This is a genomic window from Pseudomonas agronomica (assembly GCF_025917275.1).
Taxonomy (GTDB): domain Bacteria; phylum Pseudomonadota; class Gammaproteobacteria; order Pseudomonadales; family Pseudomonadaceae; genus Aquipseudomonas; species Aquipseudomonas agronomica.
This window is the reverse complement of sequence record NZ_JAOSHO010000370.1, coordinates 1-5,131: the sequence shown is the minus strand read 5'-3', so window position 1 is coordinate 5,131 and position 5,131 is coordinate 1. Positions and strand designations below refer to the sequence as shown.

Below are 5,131 nucleotides of genomic sequence, written 5' to 3'. Positions count from 1 at the left end.
CGAGCAGGCTCGCTCCCACAAGGGGGTAACCGGCGCGCATAAAAAAACGCCGCTCATTCGAGCGGCGTTTTTTTACCTGACCAGATTGCGTCCGGTTTACAGCGCCATGTCAGCCGCTGGATTGGCTTCCCGAGCAGCCGCCGGCTTGGCCGGAGCTACAGGGGTCGCCGCCTTGCCGATGGCCGGTGGTGGGTCCAGTTGCAGGACTTCGCTGGTGTAGGCCCATTCCTGCGCGACACGCTCAGGGCTGTCATTCAGCTTGGTGCCGTAGCTCGGCACGATCTGGTGCAGTTTTTCCTGCCAGGCCGGGGTGGCGACCTTGTCCTTGAAGACTTTCTCAAGCACCGTCAGCATGATCGGCGCGGCGGTCGAAGCGCCAGGCGAAGCACCCAGCAGGCCAGCGATGCTGCCGTCCTGGGAAGCCACGACTTCGGTGCCGAGTTTCAGCACGCCGCCCTTCTCTTCGTCACGCTTGATGATCTGCACGCGCTGGCCGGCTTGCCACAGGCGCCAGTCTTCCTGCTTGGCGTCCGGGAAGTATTCCTTCAGCGCGTTGAAGCGGTCTTCGTCCGACAGCATCAGTTGGCCCGCCAGGTATTCCACCAGCGGGTACTGCTCGATACCGACCTTGGTCATCGGCCACACGTTGTGGGTCGTGGTGCTGCTCAGCAGGTCAAAGTACGAACCGTTCTTCAGGAACTTGGTGGAGAACGTGGCGAATGGGCCAAACAGGATCACGCGCTTGCCGTCCAGCACGCGAGTGTCCAGGTGTGGAACCGACATTGGCGGTGCACCCACCGAAGCCTTGCCATAGGCCTTCGCCAGGTGCATCTGGGCAACGGTCGGGTTCTCGGTCACCAGGAACGAACCGCCCACCGGGAAACCGGCGTACTCACGGGCTTCCGGAATATCGGATTTCTGCAGCAGGTGCAGCGCGCCGCCACCGGCACCGATGAAGACGAACTTGGCGTCGGTCTCGGTTTCGGTACCGTCTTTCAGGTTCTTGTACGAAACGCGCCAGGAGCCGTCTTCGTTGCGGGTGATGTCTTCCACTTCGCTGGACAGCTTGAGGGAGAAGTTCGGCTTGGATTGCAGGTAAGCCGCGAACTGGCGCGTAATCTCGCCGAAGTTCACATCGGTACCCAACGGACTCCAGGTGGCCGCGACTTTCTGGCTCGGGTCACGCCCTTGCATCATCAGCGGCACCCATTTGCTGATCTGCGCGGGGTCTTCGGAGTACTGCATGCCGGCGAACAACGGGCTGGCCTGGAGGGCTTCATAGCGCTTCTTCAGGAACGCGATGTTGTCGTCGCCCCACAGGAAGCTCATGTGCGGCGTGGAGTTGATGAACGAACGCGGGTTCTTCAGCACGCCGTTCTTGACCTGCCAGGACCAGAACTGACGGGAGATCTGGAACGCTTCGTTGATCTCGATCGCCTTGGCGATTTCGACCTTGCCGTTCTTGTCTTCCGGCGTGTAGTTCAGCTCGGCCAGTGCGGAGTGACCGGTACCGGCGTTGTTCCAGCCGTTGGAGCTTTCTTCGGCAACACCGTCCAGGCGCTCGACCATTTCCATGGTCCAGCCCGGCTCCAGCTCATTGAGCCAGACACCGAGGGTCGAACTCATGATGCCGCCACCGATGAGCAAGACATCGACTTTTTTCGGCTCGGCGGCGTGCGTGGTCGCAAGACCCATCGCCATCGCCAGGCCCAGCAGCGCCGTGTGTGTTTTCTTCAACATGTGTGTATCCCTAGATAAAACGCCATTCCGTCCCACAGTCACGTTCAAGCGTAGACCTCGCCCAATGCCAGGTCGGCGGACGGGTATCGAATGGACTGGAGGATGGACCTACAGGGGCCGAGCGAATCGGCCTCGCATTTATGTCTCTCCGGCGCTGACTTCTTGTAGGTCTTGGCTTCAGCTGGGTGAGGGACACTGCAAAACGGTCTAGATCGGGCCTGCCGTGGCCGTGCCCGATTGTCGCAGCGGGGGGAGTTTACAGAATGAACCAAACAGACCGAAGCGCATTTTTGCATTCCTGACAAAAACGCCGACAAAGTGGCGGCGTTTTAATGCCCATCGGGACCGATTCACGTAGGAGCTGCGTAGGAGCTGTCGAGTGCAACGAGGCTGCGATCTTTTAATTCATTCGCTTTAGATTCAAGCGGCTAGGGCAAGATCGCAGCCTCGTTGCACTCGACAGCTCCTACAAAGCCTCTACAGTGCCAACCTAGCCGAGCAACTGGCTCAACACCGCCCTCAACTTGCCTGGCTTGACCGGTTTGTTCAGCAGCGGCGCGTTCAGTTTGCGCAGGGCGCGGCGGCACTGGTCGCTGCGGTCGGCGGTGATGATCACGGCGGGAATTGCCTGCTGGAAATGCTCGCGCAGGTGCTTGACCACCTCACAGCCGACCACCCCATGATCGAGGTGGAAGTCCGCCAGCACCAACTCCGGGGCACGGCCTTGCAGGGCCTCGAAGGCGGCTGCTTCATCGGTGGCGGTCAACACCTCGCAGCCCCACTGCTCCAGCAGCGCCGCCATGCTTTGCAGGATGCTCACTTCGTTGTCGATGACCAGCAGCCGGCGTCCCGGCAGTGGGTTGCCCGCCACTGCCTGCACCGGAACCTGGGACATGGGCAGCGGCCGCTCGGCGGACAACGGCACCTCGATGCTGAACACCGAACCGCGTCCAGGCCGGGAGCGCACCTGGACCCGATAGCCGAGGATATGGGCGATGCGTTCGACGATCGCCAGCCCCAGGCCGACGCCCTTGCGATCCGCCGCCCGTCCCACGTCCAGTTGATTGAATTCGAGGAAAATCGACTCCAGGCAATCGGCGGCGATGCCGCGCCCCGTATCCCAGACTTCAAGGCTAAGGTGCCCTCCCCGCCGCCGCGCCGCCAGGAGAATACCGCCCTGGTCGGTATAACGGCAGGCATTGCTCAACAGATTGCGCAGGATGCGGGTCATCAGCCGCAGGTCGGTCAGCACCGCTTCGTCGCCGAACCGCACGCGCAGTTCCAGGCCCGCGGCACCGGCCACCGACTGGAATTCGGACACCAGCGGCGCCAACAGCTCATCCAGGCGATAAGGCGCCAGGTCCGGTTTGACAGCAGCCTGATCCAACCGGGAAATATCCAGCAGGTCGGCGAGCAGGTCTTCAGCGCCTTCGAGCGCCTGGTGCGTCCGTTCGACCAGCACGTGTTCCGCGCTGGGCAACTGGCGCTCACGCAGGGTCGCGATCAGCAATCGCGCGGCGTTCAGCGGCTGCAACAGGTCATGGCTGGCGGCGGCCAGGTATTTGTCCTTGCTGCGGTTGGCCGCCTGGGCGGCGTCCCGGGCGTCGCGCAACTGTTGCTCGACCAATTTGCGCTGGGCGATCTGCTGCTGCAGGTTGTGGTTGGCCTCCAGCAATGCATCGGTGCGCTCGGCCACCCGCTGTTCCAGTTGATCGTTGAGCTGTTGCAAGCGTTGCCGGGCCTGCTCCAGCTCATCGAGACGTGCCGCCAGTTCCGGGTAATGACTCTTGCGTGTCGAGTGATTGCCCAGCCCCAGCAATCCGGCCAGGGCTTTTTGCTGCTCGTCAGAGGGCTTCGCCATAGACGACCTCGACATCTCGCTGGCTCGACTCCCGAGGGTTGGTAAGAATGCACGGGTCATGCATCGCATGTTGCGACAGGAAGGGAATGTCAGAGGTACTCACGCCGTGCAGCCCCAGGGTCTCGTGGAAACCGATGGTGCGCTTGAGGGCGATCAGGTGCTCCACCAGCCGGGTGCGGATCTGCCGATGATTGAGCCCACGGCAATCGATGCCCAGGGTCTCGGCGATCACTTTGAAGCGGTCCGGCGCAGAGGTGTAGTTGAACGCCACCACGTGTTCCACCAGCACCGCGTTGCACAAGCCGTGAGGCAGGTCGAGAAAGCCGCCCAGGCTGTGGGACATGGCGTGTACCGCGCCGAGGATCGCGTTGGAAAACGCCAGCCCGGCCTGCATGCTACCCAGCATGATCTTTTCCCGCAGGGCGACGTCCGCCGGGTTGGCGATCATCTGCACCAGGTTGTTGTTGATCAGGCGCATCGCTTCCAGCGCGTGGGGATCGGTCAACGGTCCGTGGCCGGTGGAGACGAACGCCTCGATGGCATGCACCAGGGCATCGATGCCGGTACAGGCGGACAGGAACGGGTCCATGCTCAGGGTCGTTTCCGGGTCGATCAGCGACACGTCCGGCACGGCTGCCTTGCTGACGATGGAAAACTTCATGCGCTCTTGCTGGTTGGAGATGATGACGAACTGCGACACATCGGCAGAAGTGCCGGCCGTGGTGGGAATCAGGATCAGCGGCGGACTGGGCACATGCAGCGTGTCCACGCCTTCGAATTCAAGGATGTTGCGGCCATGGGCGACCACTATCCCGATCGCTTTGCCGCAGTCCATGGGGCTGCCGCCGCCAACCGCGACGATCACGTCGCAATGGTTCTCGCGGTAGGTCTCGGCACCGAGCATGACTTCCTCGACCCGTGGGTTGGGCGAGACGTCGCTGTAGATGCAGTAATCGATGCCCTGGGCTTGCAGGCTGGTTTCGACGTCGCCGACCCAACCGGCGGCGATCACCCCGGGATCGGTGACCACCAGCACCTTGCGGGCGCCGAAGGTCTTGGCGTAGTTGCCGACATTGTGCCGGCAACCGGCACCGAACATGATTTCAGGGGAAACGAACTTGCGCAGTGGGCTGAGGCTCATCTTTTCAGGGGCGGGGCTCATGGGTAAGCCTGTTCTTATTGTCGAGGGATACGTTGAGCCTAAAGCATCCCGCCGTTAATGCAATCCGACCAATGGGTAGCCCGGCCTGAACGCGTCAAGCCGGGCCAGGCACTCATCGGTTGGCGAAGTACATCGTCACTTCAAAGCCAATACGCAGGTCGGTGTACGCGGGTTTAGTCCACATGGGTCTTTCCTCTTCTTGTACCGGGCGATTCCGGCAGGTTCATTAATGCACGGAGCGACCAGGGCCCGAATGCTACTTTCGAAGCGGTGGGTGGGGTGCGTTGGTATTACTGGAAAGCGAGCACTTGCCCCCTGGGCTACATGAGCTGCGTAGGCGCTATGCAGGAGCTGCGTAGGAGCTGCCG

The 5,131-nt window shown here is 61.9% G+C and carries 4 protein-coding genes; all 4 read right to left on the bottom strand.

The genetic code is table 11. The features are described from left to right. Nucleotides 1–96: 96 nt before the first annotated feature. The 4 genes from mqo to pqqA all read right to left on the bottom strand — a co-directional run bounded on the left by mqo (nucleotide 97) and on the right by pqqA (nucleotide 4,947). On the bottom strand, nucleotides 97–1,740 hold the full coding sequence (mqo, locus tag OC610_RS20740; RefSeq protein ID WP_264430350.1) for a malate dehydrogenase (quinone): 1,644 nt from the start codon (nucleotides 1,738–1,740) through the stop codon (nucleotides 97–99). A gap of 490 nt (nucleotides 1,741–2,230) precedes the next feature. After that, nucleotides 2,231–3,601 (bottom strand): ATP-binding response regulator, encoded by a 1,371-nt coding sequence (locus tag OC610_RS20735; protein WP_264430348.1) that lies wholly within the window; start codon nucleotides 3,599–3,601, stop codon nucleotides 2,231–2,233. Further along, nucleotides 3,585–4,742, bottom strand: a complete 1,158-nt coding sequence (ercA, locus tag OC610_RS20730) for an alcohol dehydrogenase-like regulatory protein ErcA (RefSeq protein WP_030138943.1) — start codon at nucleotides 4,740–4,742, stop codon at nucleotides 3,585–3,587. The genes OC610_RS20735 and ercA overlap by 17 nt, the downstream gene beginning before the upstream one ends. Before the next feature lie 133 nt (nucleotides 4,743–4,875). Then, on the bottom strand, nucleotides 4,876–4,947 hold the full coding sequence (pqqA, locus tag OC610_RS20725) for a pyrroloquinoline quinone precursor peptide PqqA (RefSeq protein WP_003243383.1): 72 nt from the start codon (nucleotides 4,945–4,947) through the stop codon (nucleotides 4,876–4,878). Nucleotides 4,948–5,131: the final 184 nt, after the last annotated feature.